The organism is Bradyrhizobium sp. UFLA05-109 (assembly GCF_054185165.1).
This window is the reverse complement of the sequence record NZ_JBBIAR010000015.1, coordinates 27,761-47,682: the sequence shown is the minus strand read 5'-3', so window position 1 is coordinate 47,682 and position 19,922 is coordinate 27,761. Positions and strand designations below refer to the sequence as shown.

Annotated in this window: 17 protein-coding genes, 1 tRNA gene and 1 pseudogene; 11 read left to right on the top strand and 8 right to left on the bottom strand. The window is 63.9% G+C overall.

Translation table 11 applies throughout. The features are described 5' to 3' along the window. The first annotated feature begins 10 nt into the window (after nt 1-10). The 11 genes and pseudogenes from Q3C01_RS13405 (at nt 11) to Q3C01_RS13355 (ending at nt 11,237) form a co-directional block, all read left to right on the top strand. Nucleotides 11-961 carry a helix-turn-helix transcriptional regulator gene (locus Q3C01_RS13405; protein WP_458145794.1) on the top strand — a complete coding sequence of 317 codons (951 nt, stop codon included), beginning with the start codon at nt 11-13 and terminating at the stop codon, nt 959-961. A 52-nt stretch (nt 962-1,013) separates the two neighbouring features. Beyond that, on the top strand, nt 1,014-1,964 hold the full coding sequence (locus Q3C01_RS13400) for a helix-turn-helix transcriptional regulator (RefSeq protein WP_458145793.1): 951 nt from the start codon (nt 1,014-1,016) through the stop codon (nt 1,962-1,964). Nucleotides 1,965-2,066: 102 nt separating this feature from the next. Continuing rightward, nucleotides 2,067-2,351: a hypothetical protein gene (locus tag Q3C01_RS13395; RefSeq protein ID WP_458145792.1), complete on the top strand. Its 285-nt coding sequence runs from the start codon at nt 2,067-2,069 to the stop codon at nt 2,349-2,351. Nucleotides 2,352-2,466: 115 nt separating this feature from the next. Further along, nucleotides 2,467-3,672, top strand: a complete 1,206-nt coding sequence (locus Q3C01_RS13390; RefSeq protein ID WP_458145791.1) for an NAD(P)/FAD-dependent oxidoreductase — start codon at nt 2,467-2,469, stop codon at nt 3,670-3,672. A 78-nt stretch (nt 3,673-3,750) separates the two neighbouring features. Next, nucleotides 3,751-4,551 carry an acetoacetate decarboxylase gene (locus tag Q3C01_RS13385; RefSeq protein ID WP_458145790.1) on the top strand — a complete coding sequence of 267 codons (801 nt, stop codon included), beginning with the start codon at nt 3,751-3,753 and terminating at the stop codon, nt 4,549-4,551. 32 nt (nt 4,552-4,583) lie between these two features. Next, a complete protein-coding gene (locus Q3C01_RS13380; protein WP_458145789.1) occupies nt 4,584-5,759 on the top strand; it encodes a DUF3734 domain-containing protein in 1,176 nt (391 codons plus the stop codon). 33 nt (nt 5,760-5,792) lie between these two features. Continuing rightward, nucleotides 5,793-6,941: an HlyD family secretion protein gene (locus tag Q3C01_RS13375; RefSeq protein ID WP_458145788.1), complete on the top strand. Its 1,149-nt coding sequence runs from the start codon at nt 5,793-5,795 to the stop codon at nt 6,939-6,941. Between the two features lie 28 nt (nt 6,942-6,969). After that, nucleotides 6,970-8,577, top strand: a complete 1,608-nt coding sequence (locus Q3C01_RS13370) for an MDR family MFS transporter (RefSeq protein ID WP_458145787.1) — start codon at nt 6,970-6,972, stop codon at nt 8,575-8,577. 40 nt (nt 8,578-8,617) lie between these two features. Further along, nucleotides 8,618-9,400, top strand: a complete 783-nt coding sequence (locus Q3C01_RS13365) for a 3-hydroxybutyrate dehydrogenase (RefSeq protein WP_458145786.1) — start codon at nt 8,618-8,620, stop codon at nt 9,398-9,400. A 140-nt stretch (nt 9,401-9,540) separates the two neighbouring features. Then, nucleotides 9,541-9,858: pseudogene (locus Q3C01_RS13360) on the top strand (SDR family NAD(P)-dependent oxidoreductase); the annotation flags it as partial. Between the two features lie 44 nt (nt 9,859-9,902). Then, the gene (locus tag Q3C01_RS13355; RefSeq protein WP_458145785.1) at nt 9,903-11,237 is read left to right on the top strand and encodes a threonine/serine exporter family protein; all 1,335 of its coding nucleotides are present in this window, start codon (nt 9,903-9,905) and stop codon (nt 11,235-11,237) included. Nucleotides 11,238-11,546: 309 nt separating this feature from the next. Here Q3C01_RS13355 and Q3C01_RS13350 read toward each other — a convergent pair. The 8 genes from Q3C01_RS13350 to Q3C01_RS13315 all read right to left on the bottom strand — a co-directional run bounded on the left by Q3C01_RS13350 (nt 11,547) and on the right by Q3C01_RS13315 (nt 19,921). Next, nucleotides 11,547-11,636, bottom strand: a tRNA-Ser gene (locus Q3C01_RS13350). 486 nt (nt 11,637-12,122) lie between these two features. Further along, nucleotides 12,123-12,584, bottom strand: coding sequence for a hypothetical protein (locus tag Q3C01_RS13345; protein WP_458145784.1), 462 nt, complete (start codon nt 12,582-12,584; stop codon nt 12,123-12,125). Nucleotides 12,585-13,465: 881 nt separating this feature from the next. After that, nucleotides 13,466-13,792, bottom strand: a complete 327-nt coding sequence (locus Q3C01_RS13340) for a hypothetical protein (RefSeq protein WP_458145873.1) — start codon at nt 13,790-13,792, stop codon at nt 13,466-13,468. 245 nt (nt 13,793-14,037) lie between these two features. Next, entirely contained in the window at nt 14,038-15,888 is a 1,851-nt protein-coding gene (gene ilvD, locus Q3C01_RS13335; RefSeq protein WP_458145783.1) for a dihydroxy-acid dehydratase, read from the bottom strand. A 274-nt stretch (nt 15,889-16,162) separates the two neighbouring features. Continuing rightward, nucleotides 16,163-17,023 carry an ABC transporter permease gene (locus Q3C01_RS13330; RefSeq protein WP_458145782.1) on the bottom strand — a complete coding sequence of 287 codons (861 nt, stop codon included), beginning with the start codon at nt 17,021-17,023 and terminating at the stop codon, nt 16,163-16,165. Beyond that, nucleotides 17,020-17,949: an ABC transporter permease gene (locus Q3C01_RS13325; RefSeq protein ID WP_458145781.1), complete on the bottom strand. Its 930-nt coding sequence runs from the start codon at nt 17,947-17,949 to the stop codon at nt 17,020-17,022. Before Q3C01_RS13325 ends, Q3C01_RS13330 begins: the two co-directional genes overlap by 4 nt. Continuing rightward, nucleotides 17,949-18,941: an ABC transporter ATP-binding protein gene (locus Q3C01_RS13320; RefSeq protein ID WP_458145780.1), complete on the bottom strand. Its 993-nt coding sequence runs from the start codon at nt 18,939-18,941 to the stop codon at nt 17,949-17,951. Before Q3C01_RS13320 ends, Q3C01_RS13325 begins: the two co-directional genes overlap by 1 nt. Then, a complete protein-coding gene (locus Q3C01_RS13315; RefSeq protein WP_458145872.1) occupies nt 18,938-19,921 on the bottom strand; it encodes an ABC transporter ATP-binding protein in 984 nt (327 codons plus the stop codon). The genes Q3C01_RS13320 and Q3C01_RS13315 overlap by 4 nt, the downstream gene beginning before the upstream one ends. Nucleotide 19,922: the final 1 nt, after the last annotated feature.

Genomic DNA, 19,922 nt, shown 5'->3' with positions numbered 1-19,922 from the left:
AGCACACGCCATGAGCACACCAACGTCACACGATTCCTTGCAAGCTCTGCTGTCCGCGCCTGCGGCGCGCTCGGACTCTTCGCCCACCGCCGACCGGCGTGCCGCCGACGCCGAGATGGCGCGTGTGCTCCACACCACGCCATTTCGCATGGCATTGGACGCCTCCGGTGCCGGGATCGCCCACTGGAAGCATGAACCATTGCACGACGTCGTCGAACCCATGAGCCACCACGTCATCATGGCTTACAACGGCGTGACGCAGCACATGGAGCGACGGTCGGGAAGATCGGTTGCGAGTGGAACGTTTCGTCCCGGGGTCGTGATCATCATTCCGGAAGGATCAAGCTCCCGATGGGATATTCCGAAGCCCGTTGACGTCGTTCAGCTTTATCTTCCTCACGAAACGCTGAAGCGCGTTGCCGACGAAGCTGGGACCGGCACACCGACCGACCTCCTGGAACGAACCGCGCATCCCGACCCCATTACATCCCGATTGCTCCTCAGCGCTGCCGGTGTGCTCGAGGGCAATCGGGCACTGGATGCGCTGTTCAGGCATCAGCTGACAAACCTCCTGGCCACGCGCCTCCTGGCTGCGCACACCAGCTCGCCAACCACGTTCCAGCCGACCATGGGTGGGCTTTCGCGGAAAGTCCTCCTCCGCGCGATCGAACGCTTGCGCTCGGACAGCGATGCGGACGTCTCCCTCGATGCCCTGGCTTCGGATGCCGGACTGTCGCGCTTCCACTTCTGCCGCGCCTTCAAGGAGAGCACTGGACTTTCACCTCTTGCCTGGTTGCGGCAATACCGGCTCGAGCAGGCGATGAACATGCTGCGCAACACCGACGCTTCGATCGTGTCGGTGGCGGTGGAGCTTGGCTATGCCTCTCAGACGGCTTTCGCCGCGGCGTTCAGGCGATTGACCGGGGAAACGCCGAGCGATTGGCGGCGACGCGTCCGTTAGCAACAGCGCTCCTGCAGTTGATGAAGCGCCTTCAGAACGCGAGGACAGCTCCGTGAACAAGCCGATCCTGCACGATCCCTTGGAGGCTCCGCTCGTCGCATCCAGTGCGCGCCACGGCGACTCCCCCGCCGCCGAACGGCGCCGAGCCGACGTGGAGATGGCGCGCGTCCTCAAGACCGCACCGCTCCAAATGGCTTCGGATCCCTCCAACGGTGCCATCGCGCATTGGAAGCATGGGGCTCTGCATGACGTCGTCGAGCCCATGACGGACCACGTCATCATGACCTACCCCACAGGCGTTCAGCGCCTGGAGCGGCGCACCGGGAAATCGGTTGCGATTGGAACGGCGCGTTCCGGAGTCGTGACGATCATTCCGTCCGGTTCAAGCGCCAGATGGGATATTCCCGGCTTCGTCGATGTCATCCAACTCTATCTTCCGCATACGGCGCTCGAACGCATTGCGCGCGACGCCAACGCGGCCGCTCCCGGCGATCTTCTCGAACGAACGGGTCATCCCGACCCCGTCATATCCGGGTTGCTGATGAGTGCGGCAGAGGTGCTGGAGGGCAATGCGGCCCTGGATCTCCTGTTCAGGCAGCAACTGACGGATCTCCTCGCCACACGCATCCTGGCTGAGCACACCGGCGTGCGAACCACGTTCGAGCCGGTCATGGGCGGGCTGTCTCCCCATGCCCTGCGACGCGCGGTCGAACGCCTGCGCTCGGACATCGATGCTGACGTGTCGCTCGCTGCGCTCGCATCGGACGCCGGGCTCTCGCGCTTCCATTTCTGCCGCGCGTTCAAGGAAAGCACCGGGCTTTCTCCTCATGCCTGGCTGCGCCAGCAGCGACTCGATCAAGCCATGAACATGCTCCGCGATACCGATGCATCGATCGCGTCGGTGGCCACGCAGCTTGGCTATGCTTCCCAAACCGCGTTCACCGCAGCATTCAAGAAACTGACCGGCGAAACGCCGAGCGATTGGCGACGGCGCATGCGGTAGCAGCAATCGCTCTGCAGCTGCCGCAATCGCGCTGGCGCAGTTGCAGCTCAGGTCCGGTAGATGATCAGGGTCCCCCACGCTCCCAATAGACGGAGACAAACGATGACCTCGAAGACCTTCGCCAGCCTCATTGCAATCGCGCCGCGGCGGAGACTCGTCGCAACGACAATCGTGTACGGACTTTCGTTGGCAGTTCGCTTCACCTCTGCAACTGGCGAGGAGGTGGAAATTCCACCACAATCCCTGCAGAGGACGAACCCGACGATGTCCATCGTAGCCAACGATAACACGCAGCTTCCCTACGCCAATTGGGGCGGCCCGAACGCCACCGAGCCGATCTTCTTTCGCCGCCGCTGGGCGGCATCGACGCCGAGCTGCTCCCCCTAAGACATAACGATCTCGTTTCACCTCTTCGCGTCGTCGCCGGTCGCAAGGAGCCGCTCAGGGAGCGGCCGGCGGCAACGCGCGTATGTCCGAAGATCAACCAACAGGAGAAGATCACATGCGACTAGTCATCATTGGCGCCGGCTTCGCCGGCATGTACGCGGCACTTTCCGCCGCACGCCTCCGCGAGATCCAGGGCGCTTCACCCGACGAACTCGAGATCGCGCTGGTTGCGCCGGAGCCGACACTGGTGGTTCGCCCACGCCTCTACGAGTCGAAGCCGGAAACCTTGACGGCGCCTCTGCTGGAGGTCCTCAAGTCCATCGACATCGTCTACGTGCAAGGCAGCGCCGAAACGGTCGACACCAAGTCCCGCATGCTGCAGGTCGCTACCGCCAAGGGCACGCGAAAGACGCTCTCCTATGACCGTCTGGTCGTGGCCACGGGCAGCCGGCTCTTCCGCCCGAATATTCCGGGCCTTGCCGAACACGGCTTCAGCGTTGACCAGCTCGACGAAGCGATCGCCCTCGACCGGCATCTGCACAGCCTGGCGGATCGGCCGGCAAGAAACGGACGCGACACCGTCATTGTTGCCGGCGGCGGCTTTACCGGCATCGAAGCGGCGACGGAGATGCCGGCACGGCTTCGTGCGATCCTCGGTAAGGATGCCAAGCCGCGCGTGATCATCGTCGAACGCAACGGTGCGATCGCTCCCGATATGGGCGCTGGCCCTCGTCCCGTCATCGAGGATGCCCTGGGCAAGCTCGGCGTAGAGACCCGGGTCGGCGCTGGCGTCACCTCGCTCGATGAAACCGGTGTCACGCTTTCAAATGGCGAACGCATCGAAGCGGAAACAGTCGTCTGGGCGGCAGGCATCCGCGCCGCGCCATTGACCCAGCAGATCCCCGCCGAACGCGACAATCTCGGCCGGCTGCTCGTTGATCAGGATCTGCGCGTGACGTCCGTGCCTGGCGTCTTTGCCACTGGCGATGCCGCAAAGGCAGCGTGCGACGATATCGGCAACTTCGCACTGATGTCCTGCCAGCACGCCACCAGGATGGGGGCCTTTGCGGGCAACAATGCCGCCGCAGAGCTCCTGGGCGTCCCGACCAAGCCGTATTACCAGAAAGCCTACGTCACGTGCCTCGACCTCGGCGAAGCCGGCGCGCTCTTCACGCGAGGCTGGGAACGGAAAGTCGAGATCGTCGGCGAGGTTGCAAAGAAGACCAAGCACGAGATCAACACAGTGTGGATCTATCCGCCTCGGGCCGAGCGTGCCGCCGCGCTGGCGTCGGCCGATCCGGAGCACGTCACCGAAGTCTAAGGGCCTCACGCGATATGGTCGCGCTTCCCACGTAGAAGCGCGGCTCCTTCGCCATCGACCTAACTGGAGCCGACCCCGATGAAACACGACACCGTGCGCGCGAGCGCGTTCGCCATGCCACTGACGAACCCGGCATTCCCACCCGGCCCCTACCGCTTCGTCAACCGCGAGTACTTCATAATCCAGTACCGGACAGATCCGGAGGCGCTGCGCCGGATCGTGCCGGCACCGCTCGAGCTGACCGAACCGGTGGTGAATTACGAATTCATCCGCATGCCGGATTCAACGGGGTTTGGCGACTACACCGAAAGCGGCCAGGTCATCCCGGTATCCTATCAAGGTCAGGCCGGCAGCTTCACCCATCAGATGTTCCTCAATGATCATCCGCCCATCGCCGGCGGACGCGAGCTCTGGGGCTTTCCCAAGAAGCTGGCGCAACCGAAGCTCGCGGTCGAGATCGATACGCTCGTCGGCACCTTGAACTACGGTTCGGTTCGAATCGCGACCGGCACCATGGGTTACAAGCACCGCGCCCTCGACACCGAGGTCGAAGCAAGGAAGCTCGCCGCACCCAACTTTCTGCTCAAGATCATCCCGCATGTCGATGGCTCGGCACGCATCTGCGAGCTGGTCCGCTACCACCTAGAAGACATCACCGTGAAAGGCGCATGGACCGGGCCGGCTGCGCTGGACCTGTATTCGCATGCCCTCGCCCCCGTCGCCGAACTTCCGGTCCTTCAAGTGCTGTCGGCCAAACACCTCGTGGCCGACCTGACGCTCGGGCTTGGCACTGTCGTCCACGATTACCTGTCGCCCGGCGCGACCGCACTACGACGCGAATCCAGGTCCGAGATCCTTATCGAAGCGAACGCAGGCTGACCGGATCAGCCGCAATATCGGGAGTTTACGAAATGCTGAAGGTGATGCGCGAGCAAATCAATTCGGTGCCGCAGGCGTCCACGCCGCTGCCCTATGACGTCGTCGCCCTGGTGCTGCAGGGTGGCGGAGCTCTGGGAGCCTATCAGGCCGGCGTCTATGAGGGCCTGCACGAGGCCGGTATCCGGCCGAACTGGTTGGCCGGCATTTCGATCGGCGCGCTCAATGCGGCGGTCATTGCCGGATCGCCGGAAAACCAGCGGGTCGAGCGGCTACGCGAGTTCTGGGAGACCATCTGTGCGTGTCCGGTGGGGTGGCCCGCCGGCGAAGGGCTGCCCGATGCCCTGCCCTTCGCCTTCGATATGCGCTCATGGCACAACGCGCTTGCCGCGATGAGGGCCTTATTCCAGGGCCAACCCGGCTTCTTCAAGCCGCGCTTCCCGTCACCGTTCTGGTCACCCTTTTCGGGCGATGCAGCCACCAGCTTCTACGACACCGCGCCGTTGCAGCGGACGTTGGAGACGCTCGTCGATTTCGATCGGCTAAACTCCGGCGACGTGCGCGTCAGCGTCGGCGCGGTCAACGTTCGCACCGGCAACCTGACCTACTTTGATACGACCGAACGCAAGCTCGGACCAAAGCATTTCATGGCCTCCGGCGCGTTGCCGCCGGGCTTCCCCGCCGTCGAGATCGACGGCGAACACTATTGGGATGGCGGTGTCGTCTGGAACACCCCTCTTTCACGCGTGCTGTCCAGCGAGCCGCGTGACACGCTGACATTCCAGGTCGATCTCTGGTCGGCCAGAGGGCGTGTTCCTCACGACATGATGGAGGTGTCGAGCCGGCAGAAGGACATCCAATATTCGAGCCGCACGCGCGCTATCACGGACCAGGCACTGCGCATGCAGAAGATGCGCCAGGCGTTGCAGCGGACGATCCGGGAGTTGCCGGAACGCGCAAAGCAGGATCCGGAAATCCGCGCCATCACGGACATGGCCCGTCATCGCTCCTACAACATCATCCACCTGATCTACCAGTCCAAGATCTACGAGGGTCACTCAAAGGACTACGAGTTCGGGCTGAACGCGATGCGTGCGCATTGGCAAAGCGGATTGGACGATATCCGCCGCACGCTGGCCGACCCACGCCGCCTGGACCCGCCAGCTCCCGAGCTCGGCATCATCACGCATGACGTCCACCGCCCCGATTGAGATTTAGCGGCCCACCCGACTTTGGAGAATACCATGTCGACTCTTTCGTATGCTTCCGAGCAGAAAACGAAAACAAGCCTTCGCCCGTCGCGTCAGGCGATCCGGCGCGCGGCTCTGGCGTTCGCCGCCGCCCTTGGCGTCGCCGGGGCTGCCGCTTTCAGCCACTACTACATCACTACCGGCCGCTACCTGGAAACGACCGACGACGCCTATGTCAAAGCCGACTCCACAATCATTGCGCCGAAGGTTTCCGGTTACATCGCCGAGGTGCTGGTCGCGGACAATGAACCGGTGAAGGCCGGCCAGTTGATGGCACGCATCGATGATCGCGACTTCAAAACCGCGCTGAACCAGGCCAAGGCCGACGTCGCGGCCTCGGAAGCCGCGATCAAGAACCTCGACGCGCAGATCGAATTGCAGCAGCCTCTGATTCAGCAGCAGGCGGCCGAGGTCGACGCGACTGAAGCCAACCTCAAATTCGCGCAGCAGGAGCGCGCCCGCTACGACGACCTCATGAAATCGGGCTCGGGAACGATCCAACGCGCCCAGCAGACCGACGCAGCATTGCGCTCTCAGACCGCACAACTGCAGCAGGGCAAGGCGGGATTGCTCGCCGCCAACAAAAAGGTCGAGGTGCTTTCGACCCAGCGCGCGCAGGCTGTCGCGCAACTCGACCGCGCACGCGCCGTCGAGCAGCAGGCGGCACTGAACCTTTCTTATACGCAGATCACCGCGCCCGTCGACGGGTCAGTCGGCGCGCGCACCCTGCGGGTCGGCCAATATGTCCAGGCCGGAACGCAATTGATGGCGGTCGTACCGCTCGATCAAGTCTATGTGGTCGCCAACTTCAAGGAGACCCAGCTCACCCATGTCCGCAACGGACAGCCGGTCGAGCTGCGGATCGACAGCTTCCATTCGACCAGGCTGAAGGGCCATGTCGACAGCCTGTCACCGGCGAGCGGGCTCGAATTCGCGCTGCTACCGCCCGACAACGCCACCGGCAATTTCACCAAGATCGTGCAGCGCGTGCCGGTGAAGATCGTGCTCGACAACCCGACCCTGCGCGGTCTGCTGCGCCCGGGCATGTCGGCAGAGCCTACTGTCGACACCAAGTGGACTGTCGTCGCCGAACGCAACGCCGAGAAGCACCTCGCCTCCCGTGGGGCGCCCGCAGCTGAATAGCCCATCGGGCCTCGAATGCGAGGACACAATGACAACACTGCACACCACCATCGACGCCGTTCCCGCCCGCGAAGACCGGCTGCCAGCGGCTCCTGCCGTCTCGGCAAAAACCTGGCTCGCGGTGATCGGAGCCACGATGGGCGCGTTCATGGCGGTGCTCAACATCCAGATCGTCAACGCCTCGCTTGCCGACATTCAGGGCGGGATTGGTGCGGGCATCGATGACGGCGGGTGGATCTCCACGTCCTACCTGATCGCCGAGATCGTGGTGATTCCGCTCAGCGGCTGGCTTGCCCAGGTCTTTTCGGTCCGCATCTATCTCCTTACCAACGCCTTCCTGTTCCTGCTGTTCTCGGCAGCCTGCGCGCTCGCGCAGGATTTGCCGCAGATGATCGCGCTGCGGGCGGTGCAAGGATTTACCGGTGGCGTGCTGATCCCCATGGCATTCACGCTCATCATCACGCTTTTGCCCAAGGCAAAGCAGCCGATCGGGCTGGCAATGTTTGCGATCTCCGCAACATTCGCACCGGCGATTGGTCCGACCATCGGCGGCTATCTCACCGAAAATTTCGGCTGGGAATACATCTTCTATGTCAACGTCGTGCCCGGCGCGATCATGATTGGCATGCTCTTCTTCTCTCTCGAAGCAAGGCCGATGAATCTTTCGCTGCTTCGAGACGGCGATTGGACCGGCATCATCACCATGGCGATCGGGCTCGCGGCACTTCAGACCGTCCTGGAAGAAGGCAACAAGGACGACTGGTTCGGCTCGCCTTTCATCGTTCGCCTCGCGGTGATAGCTGCGGTCGCGTTGACGCTGTTCCTCGCAATCGAGCTGACCGCGAACAAGCCGTTGCTCAACCTGCGCATCCTGTTCCGTCGCAATTTCGGCTTCGGCGTGCTCGCGAATTTCTTGCTCGGCGTATCGCTGTATGGCTCCGTCTATATCCTGCCGGTCTATCTGTCCCGCATCCAGGGCTACAACTCCGAGCAGATCGGCATGGTGCTGGCATGGACTGGCCTGCCTCAGCTCGTGCTGATCCCGCTGGTACCTCGTCTGATGAAGCGATTCGATCCGCGCCTTGTCATCGGCATCGGCTTTGTGCTGTTCGGCGGCTCCAATTTCATGAATATCTACATGACCAACGACTATGCAGCCGATCAGCTTTTTTGGCCGAACGTCATCCGCGCATTTGGCCAAGCCCTCGTCTTTGCGCCGCTCTCGGCGGTCGCGACCGCCGGAATCGAACAGGAGAACGCGGGGTCCGCGTCGGCCTTGTTCAACATGATGCGCAACCTCGGCGGCGCGATCGGCATCGCGGCGCTGCAGACGTTGCTGACCAAACGTGAGCAGTATCACTCCAACATACTCTCGCAGCAGGTCACGCTATTCGAGCAGGCGACCCGTACCCGGCTCGATCAGCTCACGCACTACTTTATAAGCCATGGCGTGATCGACCGCGTCGACGCCGCTCACCGCGCCTATGTCGCAATCGGCAAGGTTATCCAGAAGCAGGCATTCATCCTCGGCTTCAGCGACACCTTCTATCTGCTCGGCATTTCGCAGATCGTCGCCTTGGCGGCGGCGCTCATGCTCACCAAGCCCGACCGCCTCGACGCCGGCGGCGCCCACTGACCATCTTTCTGTTGTGTCTCAAACATCGAAGGGAAGCATCATGTTGAAGGGAAAAGTAGCAATCGTCACGGGATCGACCAGCGGCATCGGACTGGGCATCGCGAAAGAGCTAGCCAAGCTCGGCGCCGGCCTGGTGTTGAACGGCTTCGGCGACGCTCGCGAGATTGAGGCGATCCGCACCGGTATCGAAGGTGAGCACGGCGTGCGCGTCGTCTACGACGGCGCCGATATGTCCAAGGCGGAGGCTGTACGCGGATTGATCGCCGCGACCGTCGAGAGATTCGGACGCCTCGACATTCTGGTGAACAATGCCGGCATCCAGTTCACCGCTCCGGTCGAAGAATTTCCGGCTGCAAAGTGGGATGCAATCCTGGGGATCAATCTGTCCGCAGCATTCCACGGCATTGCCGCGGCGGTGCCCCAGATGAAAAAGCAGCGTTGGGGACGGATCGTCAACATTGCGTCAACGCACAGCCTCGTCGCCTCAACTCATAAAGCCGCCTACGTTGCGGCTAAGCATGGATTGGTCGGCCTGACCAAAGTGGTCGGCCTGGAGACGGCCGGCAGCGGTGTCACTTGCAACGCAGTCTGCCCCGGTTGGGTGCGAACGCCGTTGGTCGAAAAGCAGATCAGCGACATTGCCGCGCAAAGGGGCATCGATCAGAAGGAAGCGGCCAAGGAGCTTCTGGCAGAGAAGCAACCATCTCTGGATTTCGTCTCTCCCGCGCAGCTTGGCGGCACCGTGGCTTTCCTCTGCTCGCCTGCGGCAGACCAGATCACAGGTACGACCATTTCCGTCGATGGCGGCTGGACCGCACAGTAGGCAAGCGAGCAACGCGGCGCCGTCCGCCGATTCAGCCGAGAATATGGAGGCCCCAAATGGGTACAGAACGGAAAGTCGCTATCATCACCGGCGCATCGCAGGGTATCGGCGAGGCCTTGGTCAGGGCATACCGCGAGCGCACCAGCCTCGACGAACACGCGGTCAGCAGCGTGCCATCGGCTCTGGCCGCCCTCACAAAGGGCGGCCTGAACGCCGCAACGAAGTCGCTCGCAATCGAATATGCGAGCAAGGGTATTCGCGTTAACGCCGTGGCACCCGGCGCTGTCAAGACGCCGATGCATGCGCCCGAAACATACGACTTCCTGGCCAAGCTGCATCCGGTCGGACGGATGGGAGAGGTGCGCGATGTTGTCGATGCGGTGCTGTACCTCGAAGGTGCCGCCTTCACCACCGGCGAGATCCTCCACGTCGACGGCGGACAGAGCGCCGGACATTAGATCCGGGGCGCGGGATCGCATCCTAACTTCGAGGCTGATTCCCAATGGCGGTCGTCCTTCGAACACCTCGAACTGACCTCGAAACTCCGGCGTACGAGGCGGCACTCGGTATCGTTGCACTAGCAGCCACCCTCCTCTTTACTCACGGGCAGACCACAGAGCGGACGGTCGTCACCGCCGAACGGCTCGGACGCGCTATGGGCGTGTCGGCGAGAGTGCTCCCGGATTGGGACAAGCTAATCGTCGAGCTTGAAAGCACATCTCTGTCCCAGATAGTTCCCGCGAAACCACTCGGCGTCGACATGAACAGGGTGCTTGCCATCACGGCCATTGTGGACCGGCTGTGCGAGGGCTCGCTACGCGTTGAGGAAGTACGGCCGGCCCTGTTGCTGGCCGGGAGGTTGCCACCGGTTTCCGTATTCCGCTTCACGTCATTGGCAGCCGTAGGCGCGGCGTCGCTCGGGATCATTTTCGGCGCGGTAGACCCGGCGAGCCTGATCCTGATCGCGGCAAGTGCCGCGCTCGGCGCGCTGGTCCGCCGCTGGCTATCAGGCTTCAGCAGCAGCCCGTTCATCCAGCCGCTGTGTGCCGCCCTCATCGCCGGCATCGTAGCCGCTGTCTCTACCAGCAGCTTGCATCAGCCGATCGCAACCGCTCTCGTCGCATTCTGTCCCTGCATGGTGCTGGTGCCTGGCCCACATCTTCTCAACGGTGCGATCGACCTCGTCCGCACGCGCATCGCGCTTGGCATCGCTCGCCTGACCTACGCCGGCATCGTCGTGCTTATGATCTGCTTCGGCCTGCTGTTGGGCTTCACCGCAGTCGGCGCAGTACTCCCGGTCACGAGACCGTCCGCGCCCGCGCCGTTGCTGGCCGATGTGATTGCGGCAGGATGCGCTGTCGCCTCCTTCGGCACCTTCTTCTCGATGCCGTGGCGCATGCTACCGCTCCCCATCGCAGCGGGCATGCTCGGGCATGCCGCACGCTGGGCACTGATCTCGCTCGCGGGGGCGAATGTTGCGACCGGGGCGCTCGCCGCCTGTATGCTGGTCAGCATCATCGTCACGCCGGTGGTCGATCGCCGGCATCTTCCATTCGCTGCAGTCGGCTTTTCCGCGGTTGTCTCGATGATGCCAGGCTTCTTTCTATTCGAGGCAGCGAGCGCCGTCGTCGAGTTGGTCTCGATGGGGCCGCGTGCGCCGGCGGCGCTGATGACGAACTTGGCCGCAAACGGCGCCACTGCATTTCTGGTCGTCCTAGCGATGACCTTCGGGCTGATCTTGCCACGGATGCTTCTTGAGCACGTCCTTCCTCTTCTGTTCGAAAGCCGCGCAAGCATCACGCCCGTCGCAACATCGCTCGAGAATGGCTCGGATTGAAGCTACCTCTTCTTGGACTCAGATGAGCCTTGGCCAAAACCCGGCATCGAAGGCGCCATTGTTGGAGATGCCATCCGTAGCTTGTCGCCGTAGCTAGGAACGCGCCGCCCCTGCACGAGGGTCAAACACTCAAGTTAACACAATCACTTAGACCTTTGAGTTTGGAGGAGCGGTGAACCACCGGCCTAATCTACGGTCAGTGACCCAACTAGGGAGAACATCGCCGAACTGCGAAGTACAGCCTTCCGGCACAAGTCACTGATTTTGTTGTGGAGTTCGAACGACCACGAACAGTGGAGAACAATATACTGGCGGAAGGGGTGGGATTCGAACCCACGGTACCCTTGCGGGCACGCCGGTTTTCAAGACCGGTGCCTTAAACCACTCGGCCACCCTTCCAACTCTTTGAATTCATTACGAAAACAGGCCACCTAAATTTCACGCCAAGCAGTTCCGCTAACAGCTTTGCTAACATCTGTGGCCGACTTCGCGGGCTTGTTTATAGCTGCCATTAGCCCGTTGTCTATCGCCGGATTATGCACCGTCATCACTCATCAGATGGAAGGCTCGCGCCGGAAGAGGCTGTCCCTCCCCAACTCAACACCATTCGCGGGCAAGGTGGTAAACCACCCAGCCCGCACTGGCTGGCGATCGATGGGGATGACGTTACTGTTCGGATGCCTGACAGTGTTCAAATGGCTCGCGGTGGGCATCGAATGCCTGCGCGGCGGGCACACCTCACACCGTTCAGCGACAAGGCTATTAGTGCGCAGCTTGCGCGTTTACCGAGAACGGATCGATTTAGGTCGAGTGCGGCGGCGGCTTCTTGCAGTCTCGCCGCATCCTTTGCAGTGATCGTGGGCGCAACGTCAACGGCCACGCTGATCAGTTCCGTGAGAATGTTACCACGTTCGATGCTTTGCTTGGGGCCTCCATCTTCTTTTTGCAGTTGGCGTAGACTTCGCTAAAGCGACGTTCTGAGTTGCACAAGTTTTCCAGCTTATTGACAAACAGCGTCACAGCGTCATCGTGCCACGTCGCCTCCGTCGATTGGGTTTCTTCGCTGGCGCGCTCCACGACCTTGACGAATTCGCGGGCGAGAGCGCGCAGGTTGCCAACGTCCTGCACTTCGCAGGCGACTTTGTACCGGTTGTAGTTTGCGCGATCGTCCCAATGGATCACGATGTCATCAGGCAGGGTATCGCCTTCGATCTGTGACAGTGCGTCGAGCGCGACGCCCGCATGAGTGAACGCTTGGTGCTCTTCACCGTCCTTGATGCAGCGCTTGATCAATTGCAGCGCATTCTTGGCGCGCGATAGTTGAACAGAGGCATGCTTCGTATTCATTGCGTAATTCCCTTTCTGAGCGGACCCGCGTGGGCTCCACTGCAAACGTAGCGCTCGGCAAGCCCCTCGCTAATCGTAATTTCGCTTGCGTCGCGCCCGGCAACCGTTAGCACCATGCACAGGCGCTTATAATTGCAGAGAAGATGTAACCGGCTACGCTTCATTCGAGCAGCGGGCGCTACCTCCAAAGGTGAATGCGGATTACTCCGTTCGGGACCTTCACAATCTCGGGGCAGCGTCATCAACGAATGGAAGCGGCTGGTCAGGAAGCACTCCCTGCCAGGCATTCGCTTTTATGACCTGCGCCACACTCACGCGACGGCGGCTATCACCGCCTGTCCGAAGCTCAGCTCGAGGTCATCGACAAGACGATAAACCCGCTCATGGCGGGTCGCGCATGAAGCGCCGGCCCCATCGAAGGCAGGCGCGATCGCGTCTCGCAACACATGCCCGCCGGCTGAGGCGGTGAACACAGGGGCCGCCGCTTCACGCTGGCGGGCCTCGTCAGGCGGGTGTCAGCCTGCCATGCGATCTACTCGGAGTCGCCGATTCCCCCGCGGGGTTGGCGACTGCGAGGTCCGGTTCGGATTTGCCTCCAATGCCGGACCTCGCTTCCCCAAACAGAACCTACGGCTTCTCCGAGCGCCTCGCCTACCGGAACCACGTGTAAGGTCGCTGTCAGCTTGGCCGCTTAGGTTGCGGAGCTTGCAACGGCCCTCATCACGTGGCCGGACACGATCAATTCCGACATCGGCGCCGCCGCCCAGGGCGTCGCCGGTTACGAGGCCCGGTTGGACTGGTCTCCAACTCCGGGCCTCGTTCGCTTCAAACGAAAGCGCGGCGCCAAGGGCGCCGCGCTTTTTGTCTGCTCCGATTCTGGTTCAGTAGCCGCCGCAGGATGCGCAGGGCGAGACGACTGGGGCGTAATAGGAGTAGCCGGGCGAGACCATCTCGACGCGCTGGCGGGTCGCATATTGCGGCGGGATGCGCTCGTACTGCACGCCGGGCGGCGCGACCATCACGGTCTGCGGCACCATCACCGTGCGATACTGCGCGGGCGTGCGATGGGCGACGACTGACCCGGGCGAGACCATCACGGTCTCCTCAACGGTGCGATATTGCGGCGCCACGTATTGCTGCTGGTAGCAGGTCGTGCACGGCGGCGGGGTGTAGCAATTGTAGCAGCCGGCGGACGCTGCGCCCGTCATGGCGATGGCGGCGGTTGCGCTGGCGAAAACGACGGCAATGGTACGAGACATGGTGGTGGTGCCCCAGTTACGCGGGAAATGACTTGGATCGATGGGTCGGCACGCAGCAGTATACGCTGTGAACTCCGCATCGAAGAAAGTTCGTCGGGGCATCCTTAACGGGGCCGCGCAATCGCGGCCGGCCGCTAACGCTTCATTGACTATGCATGCCGCGATCCGCGGATCGCAGCGCGCGATAACGCCGCTCAGTTGGAGCGGCGCTTGACCTCACGCACCGCGCCGCGCGCGGCGCTGGTGGTCAGTGCGGCATAGGCCTGCAGCGCAGTCGAGACGTTGCGCTTGCGATTCTGCGGCTGCCAGGCCGCATCACCTCGCGCCTCCTCGGCCGCGCGGCGCTTGCCCAGCTCCTCGTCGGAGACTTCGAGCTGAATGCTGCGGTTCGGGATATCGATCGCGATGCGGTCGCCGTCGCGCACCAGACCGATGTTGCCGCCTTCGGCGGCTTCCGGCGACAGATGACCGATCGAGAGCCCTGAGGAGCCGCCGGAGAAACGCCCGTCGGTGACGAGCGCGCAGGCTTTGCCGAGGCCGACCGACTTCAAATAGCTGGTCGGATAGAGCATCTCCTGCATGCCGGGGCCGCCACGCGGTCCCTCATAGCGGACGACCACGACTTCGCCGGCAACGACCTTGCCGCCCAGAATGCCCTCGACCGCGGCGTCCTGGCTTTCGAACACGCGCGCGGGGCCGGAGAATTTCAGGATCGAGGCGTCGACGCCTGCGGTCTTCACGATGCAGCCGTCCTGCGCGAGGTTGCCGTAGAGCACGGCAAGGCCACCGTCCTTGCTGAAGGCGTGTTCGAGATCGCGCACCACGCCCTTCTCGCGATCGAGATCGAGCTCGTCATAGCGGCGCTCCTGGCTGAAGGCGACCTGGGTCGGGATGCCGCCGGGCGAGGCGCGATAGAAGGTGCGGACCGTCTCGCTCTTCGAGCGCTTGACGTCCCAGCGCTCAAGCGCATCGGCCATCGTCGGTGCATGCACGGTCGAAACCTTGGTGTCGATCAGGCCGGCGCGATCGAGCTCGCCGAGGATGCCCATGATGCCGCCGGCGCGATGCACGTCCTCGACGTGGACGTCGGCGACGGACGGAGCGACCTTGCACAGCACGGGCACGCGGCGCGACAGCCGGTCGATGTCGCGCATGGTGAACTCGACCTGTCCCTCATGGGCGGCCGCAAGCAGATGCAGCACCGTGTTGGTCGAGCCGCCCATCGCGATGTCGAGCGTCATCGCGTTCTCGAACGCCTTGAAGTTCGCAACGTTGCGCGGCAGGACGCTGGCATCGTCCTGCTCATAGTAGCGGCGCACGAGATCGACGATGGTGTGACCGGCCTCGACGAACAGGCGCTTGCGGTCGGCATGGGTCGCGACCACCGAGCCGTTACCGGGCAGCGCGAGGCCCAGCGCCTCGGTGAGGCAGTTCATCGAGTTGGCGGTAAACATGCCGGAGCACGAGCCGCAGGTCGGGCAGGCCGAGCGCTCGATCACCTTGACGTCATCATCGCTGACCTTGGAATCGGCGGCGGCGACCATCGCGTCGATCAGGTCGACCGCATGCGTCTTGCCGTGCAGCTTGACCTTGCCGGCCTCCATCGGCCCGCCCGAGACGAACACCGCGGGGATGTTGAGCCGCAGAGCCGCCATCAGCATGCCGGGCGTGATCTTGTCGCAATTGGAGATGCAGACGAGGCCGTCGGCGCAATGGGCGTTGGCCATGTACTCGACGCTGTCGGCGATCAACTCGCGCGACGGCAGGCTGTAGAGCATGCCGTCATGGCCCATGGCGATGCCGTCGTCGACCGCGATGGTGTTGAACTCTTTGGCGACGCCGCCGGCCTGCTCGATCTCGCGCGCAACGAGCTGTCCGAGGTCCTTCAGGTGGACGTGGCCGGGCACGAACTGGGTGAAGGAGTTGACCACCGCGATGATCGGCTTGCCGAAATCCGCATCCTTCATGCCCGTCGCGCGCCAGAGGCCGCGCGCGCCCGCCATGTTGCGGCCGTGGGTGGTGGTGCGGGAGCGATAGGCTGGCATGGCGGTTTCCGTCCTGGTTGGCTGAGCCTGGCGGGAAATTGTGAGCCGCCTCAGGCCTTTCCGGCCGGATAGCGCACGGCGCCGAAGGGCGCAACGGGAACTTGGGCCTGACAGGGCCGGATCGGCCGTTCGCAGGCCTCCCCTGCTCCCGGCGCGGGCGCGGCCTCATTCGTAGCCCGTATGGAGCGAAGCGCAATCCGGGACCCGTCTCGCCCGATGCGCCTGCCCCGGATTTCGCTGCGCTCCATCCGGACTACAGGAGCCCAACTTGCCCCTATTGCAGGGTCGGATCGAGCTTATCGCGCAGCCAGTCGCCGATGATGGAGACCGCCAGCGTCGTCACCACGATGGTGGTGGCCGGCGCCAGCATGATCCAGGGCGCCCGGGTCAAATATTCGCGGCCATAGCCAACCATGTTGCCGAGGCTGGTCATCGGCGGCTGCACGCCCAGCCCAAGGAACGACAGGCCGGATTCCATGAGGATCACCTCGGGGAAGACCAGCGTCGTCGAGACGATCAGGGTCGAGGCGATGTTGGGCAGGATATGCCTGAGGTAGATCCGCGTCGGCGTCGCGCCGAGTTGGCGGACGGCGGCCGCGTAACCTTGCGCATTGGCCGAGATGGCAAGGCCGCGCGCGATGCGGGCATAGCGTTCCCAACCGAACAATCCCATCAGGCCGATCAGGAGCGGCAGCGAATTGCCAAAGAAGGCGAGCACAGCGAGCGCCATGATCAGGAACGGAATACTGGCCTGGAAGTCGGACAGCATCAGCACGAGCTGCTCGATAGCCCCACGGAAATGCGCGGCGAGGAAGCCGAGCGTCGTGCCGACAACGGCCGAAATCGCGGTCGCCCCGAACGCGATCAGCAACGAGATGCGGATCGACACGAGCAGACGCGAGAGCACGTCCCGGCCGAGTTCGTCGGTGCCGAGCCAGTGCGCGAGATTGCCGGGCGCCGCCAGGCGATTGCGGAGGTCGAACTGCGTGAAGCCGTAAGGGGTGATCTTCTCGGCGAAAGCGGCCACCAACAGCATGGCGATGATCCACGCCGCTGCGATCGCAACCGAAACCGGAATGTTCGGGAAGCTGATGCGGCGGCCAACGCCTGTATCCTTCAGCGTCGCGTCGGTCATGCGTGGGCTGCCTTGGCGCGCAGCCGCGGATCGAGGAAGCCATAGAGGAAGTCGACGATCAGGTTGGACGTGACCATGGTCAGCGCCACCAGCAAGAGGATGCACTGCACGACGGCGAGGTCGCGGTTGGCAACGGCCACGACGAGCAGCCGCCCCACGCCCGGCCAGGCGAACACGCTCTCGACGACCACGGCACCGGCGATCAGCGTTCCCACCATGAAGCCCAGAATGGTCACGGTCGGAATCGCCGCATTCGGCAGCGCATGCGACGTCACCACCTTGCGCCAGGGCACGCCCTTGGCGGAGGCGGTGCGGATATAGGGCTGGCCTAGCACCTCCAGCATCGCACTGCGGGTGAAGCGCGCCAGCACCGCGGCGCCGCCGAGGCCGAGCGTTGCGATCGGCAGGATCGCGTGGCGCCAGCTCTCCTGCCCGCCCGAAGGCAGCCAGCCGAGCTGCACGGCGAAGACGAGCACGAGCAGCAACGCCAGCACGAAGCTGGGCACGGTGAAGCCGGCAACCGCCGTGATCATCACCGCACGGTCGATCGCCGAGCCACGATGTAGCGCAGCGTAGATGCCAGCGGGAATGCCGAGCGCGACCTTGAAGGCGAAAGCCGGCAGCGTCAGCGCGAGCGTTGCGGGGATCCGCTCCAGCACGAGCTCAATCGCAGGCCGGCCGTCGCGCATGGAGCGGCCGAGCTCGCCCTTGGCGATGGCACCGAAGTAGTCGACATATTGCATCCAGATGGGGTCATCGAGACCCCAGGCCTTGCGGAAGGCGGCAAGGACCTCCGGAGGTGCTTCCGGCCCCAGGATCATCAACGAGGGATCGCCGGAGAGGCGCAGCACGACGAAGGCGAAGGTGACGACGAGGATGATCGTCAGCAGCGCGCGACCGATGCGGATGGCGAAGTAACGTCCCATCACGCCGCATCCCGACTCTCGGCCTGCGGCCCGGTCACGAGATGGCAGGCGACCTGACGGTCGCTTGCAACAGAAGTGAGCGCCGGCGGCTCGGTCGCGCAACGCGCCATCGCGCGCGCGCAGCGCGGATGGAAGGCGCAGCCGGAGGGACGCGCGGCGGGGTTCGGCGGATCGCCCGACAGCACGATGCGGCCCGCGCTGCGGCGGCCGGGCGCCGGCGAAGCCGAGACCAGCGCCTGCGTGTAGGGATGTTCCGGCCGGGCGAAAAGATCGTCGGCGCTGCCGATTTCGACGATGCGGCCGAGATACATCACAGCGACGACATTGCTGATCTGGCGCACGACGCGCAGATCATGGCTGATAAAGAGCATGGTCAGCGCAAGCTGAGCCTGAAGATCGGCGAGCAGGTTTACCACCTGCGCCTGGATCGAAACGTCGAGCGCACTGACCGGCTCGTCGCACACCAGGAAATCGGGGCGCGTCGCAAGCGCGCGCGCTAGCACGATGCGCTGACGCTGCCCGCCGGAAAGCGCGCCCGGATAACGCCGGCCGTGCTGCTCACTGAGCTCGACCGCGCGCAGCAATTCCTGCACGCGCGCCTCGCGCTCGGCCCTGGCGCCCAGACCGTGGATTTCGAGCGGCTCGCGGATCTGGTCGGCGACGGACAGGCGGCGGTCGAGCGCCCCCAGCGGATCCTGAAAGATCATCTGCAGGCGCGCACGCTGCGCGCGCCATTTCGATGACCCCAACGCAGCCATGGGCTTGCCGTCGAACCGCACCACGCCGCCGTCAGGCGTCTCCAGCCCGAGCACGATGCGGCCCGTCGTCGACTTGCCGGAGCCGGACTCGCCAACGAGGCCAAGCGTCTCGCCCTTACGAATGGAGAACGATACGCCGTCGACCGCGTGCACCGCCGTGCTCCGTCCGAACATGCCTGAGCGCATCATGTAGGTCCGCGAGATCGCGGCGACCTCGACGAACGGCGCGCTCATTCCGCGGCGATCCCGAGCAACGCACGGCGCGAGGCTTCGGCACGGACGCAGGCGACAGCGCGCGCATCGCCGAGCGGCGCAAGGCTGGGCGCACCGCGAGCGCACTGCTCGGCCACCAAGGCACAGCGCGGCGCAAACGCGCAGCCCGCCGGCATTTTTGACGGATCGGGAACGGTTCCCGGAATCGCCGTCAGTCTGCGGCGTGGCCCGTCCAGCGGCGGCAGCGCGCCGATCAGGCCTTGCGCATAGGGGTGCCAGGGATCGTCGAACAGCGCCGCCGCCGGCGCCTCCTCGACGATGCGGCCAGCATACATCACGGCGACGCGGTCACAGTTCTCCGCAACGACGCCGAGATCGTGGCTGATCAGCACCATCGCCATGCTCATCTCGCGGCGCACCGCGGAGAGCAGCTCCAGGATCTGCGCCTGAATCGTCGCATCGAGCGCCGTGGTCGGCTCGTCCGCGATCAGCAGGTCGGGGTTTCCAGCCAGCGCCATCGCGATCATGATGCGTTGGACCTGCCCGCCGGAGAATTCGTGTGGATAGGCCGAAAGCCGCCGCGCCGCATCGGGGATGCCGACGAGATCGAGCAGCCGCCGCGCTTCCGCCTTCACGGCTTCGCCCGAGAGATCGCGATGCAGCGCCAAGGCCTCGCAAAGCTGTTTGCGTATGGTCAGCACCGGATTGAGCGCGCTTGCCGGATCCTGGAAGATCATGGCGATACGCCCGCCCCGCACCTGATCGAGTGTCGTGGCGGGTGCGCCAAGGATTTCATGTCCATCCAGCCGCACCGAGCCCGCGACCCGCGCGTGACGTGGCAACAGGCCGAGCGCGGCAAGCCAAGTCACCGACTTGCCCGACCCGGACTCGCCGACGAGACCAACGGCCTCGCCTTTACGCAAGGAGAGGTCGACGCCGTGCAGCACGGGCACGCCGTTGAAGGCGACGCTCAGGCCTTGGATGCTGACCAGCGGCGTCACC